The sequence below is a fragment of the Vibrio sp. V42_P2S4T144 genome (assembly GCF_009904715.1).
GTDB classification, from domain to species: Bacteria; Pseudomonadota; Gammaproteobacteria; order Enterobacterales; family Vibrionaceae; genus Vibrio; species Vibrio alginolyticus.
In genome coordinates, this window is the sequence record NZ_WXWS01000358.1 from 1 (window position 1) to 2,536 (window position 2,536).

Genomic DNA, 2,536 nt, shown 5'->3' on the forward strand with positions numbered 1-2,536 from the left:
ATAGTACACCTTGTCATCTCGTTAGTCATTGCGACTAACATGTTGAGCAAGATGACACTTCCTTTTGAAGGCTGACTTTACTTTCTCCTAATCAGGAAACTGATTACTTTTCAATTGGCGTAAGTTAATTGTTTTATAGATATTCCGACCACACAGTTATGTGTGGTTTTTTTTTGCTTCGATTTTACTTTCCGTATACCTCTTACCGTTTTAACTCTCTATAGTTAACCATTAGTAATCGCATAAGAATCAAAGAAGTAGAGTAATTGAACTACTTGCTTCACGTTTATTTAAACGCACGTTTGATAAATTTAACAAATTCATTACAATGCATCAGGTCAGACCTCTTGTATTTAAGGAGAAACAATGGGCAAGCAGGAAGTAAAAACACGCAATGGTGAGCGTGTCGCTATTGTCGCGGGGCTTCGAACTCCCTTTGCTCGTCAAAGCACGGAATTTAGCCAAGTGCCAGCGGTCGATTTAGGGAAAATGGTAGTAAGCGAAATGCTTGCTCGAACAGATATTGATCCGAAGCTAATCGAACAAGTGGTATTTGGACAAGTAGTACAAATGCCTGAAGCGCCAAACATCGCACGAGAAATCGTGTTAGGCACTGGTATGAACATCCATACTGATGCATACAGTGTGACTCGAGCGTGTGCGACGAGTTTTCAAGCGGCGGTTAATGTCGCAGAAAGCATCATGGCGGGAACCATCGATATTGGTATTGCTGGCGGTGCAGACTCTTCTTCCGTCCTGCCTATTGGCGTATCAAAGAAACTGGCCGCTAATCTGCTTGCTCTTAGTAAGACAAAAACAATGGGTCAGAAGCTTAGTATCCTCAAAAACTTGAGCTTTAAAGACCTGATGCCAGTGCCACCAGCAGTAGCAGAGTACTCTACGGGTTTATCCATGGGACAAACTGCAGAGCAAATGGCTAAAACACATGGTATTTCTCGCGCAGAACAGGATGCGCTTGCACATCGTTCTCATACGCTGGCTTCTCAAGCTTGGAAAGAAGGAAAAATCCAAGATGAAGTGATGACGGCTTTCCCTGAACCATACAAAAAGTGGATTTCGGAAGATAACAATATTCGTCATGACTCAACGGTTGAGGGATACGCGAAATTGCGACCTGCGTTTGATCGTCAGTATGGCAGTGTTACGGCTGCGAACAGTACGCCATTGACTGATGGTGGTGCGGCAGTGATGTTGATGCGAGAAGGTAAAGCGAAAGAGCTCGGAATGGAGATTCTTGGTTACATCCGAGGTTATGCATTCTCTGCTATCGGCGTGGAAAAGGACATGCTGATGGGTCCGACTTATGCCACAGCGAAAGTGCTTGAAAATACAGGCTTGGAACTGTCAGATTTGACGTTGATCGACATGCACGAGGCCTTTGCTGCTCAAGCATTGGCGAATGTGAAGATGTTTGCTTCCGATAAGTTTGCTCAAGAAAACCTTGGTCGCTCAAAAGCGATTGGTGAAATTGAAATGGATAAGTTCAACGTGCTTGGCGGATCAATTGCTTATGGTCACCCATTTGCTGCGACTGGTGCGCGTATGATGACGCAAACCCTACGAGAGCTAAAACGCCGTGGCGGTGGTATTGCATTGAATACCGCATGTGCTGCTGGTGGTCTTGGTGCGGCAATGATTCTGGAGGTTGAGTAATGAGCGAGCAAAAAGCATTTAGTCTAAAGGTTGATGAGCAAAATATTGCTTGGTTAGCCATCGATGTTCCTAATGAAAAAATGAATACGCTGCAGGCGGCTTTTGCTGACGAAATGAAAGAAATTTTTGCTCAGCTAAAAGACTCCAGTGGTATTAAAGGGATGATCATCCACTCCCTAAAACCGGACAATTTTGTTGCGGGCGCTGATGTTCGAATGCTAGAAGCATGCACCACAACAAGTGAAGCGGAAGCCTTAGCAAGGCAAGGTCAGGAGTTGTTCCAGCAGCTATCGGACTTACCGTATCCTGTCGTTGCGGCTATTCATGGCCCATGTTTGGGCGGTGGTTTAGAACTGGCTCTTGCATGTGATTATCGTGTTTGTACGGATTCTGACAAAACGCGTTTAGGTCTGCCAGAAGTACAACTTGGTTTATTGCCAGGTTCTGGTGGTACTCAGCGTCTGCCACGTTTGATTGGCCTGTTACCGTCGTTGGACTTGATCCTGACGGGTAAACAACTTCGTGCGAAGAAAGCTAAAAAATTGGGCGTTGTGGACGCCTGTGTGCCTGACACCATTTTGCTCGACGTAGCAAAACAGTTTATCGACAAAGGTAAAAACAAGGGCACGAAAAAGCTATCGACGAAAGAAAAGGTGATGTCTGGTAGCGGGCTAGGGCGCAAGTTTGTATTTGAGCAAGCTGCGAAGAAAACGAATCAAAAAACTCGCGGTAACTATCCAGCAACGGTTGCAATTCTAGAAGTTATTCAACATGGCTTAGAGAAAGGCTTCGCTAAAGGTCAAGAACTTGAAGCGAAGCGCTTCGGTGAGCTTGTGATGAGCTCAGAGTCAAAAGCGCTCCG

Annotated in this window: 2 protein-coding genes; both read left to right on the forward strand. The window is 45.2% G+C overall.

The genetic code is table 11. The features are described 5' to 3' along the window. Window positions 1–366: 366 nt before the first annotated feature. Complete coding sequence (gene fadI, locus CAG68_RS12325) at window positions 367–1,674, forward strand: acetyl-CoA C-acyltransferase FadI (RefSeq protein WP_054729876.1); 1,308 nt, start codon at window positions 367–369, stop codon at window positions 1,672–1,674. Beyond that, window positions 1,674–2,536, forward strand: an 863-nt coding sequence (locus CAG68_RS12330) for an enoyl-CoA hydratase-related protein (RefSeq protein ID WP_202599937.1), incomplete at its 3' end; no start/stop codon positions are given. The genes fadI and CAG68_RS12330, both read left to right, overlap by 1 nt.

Excerpts from the sequence above, each read along its gene's own strand:
- fadI (WP_054729876.1), top strand. The coding sequence starts at position 367 with ATGGGCAAGCAGGAAGTAAAAACACGCAATGGTGAGCGTGTCGCTATT.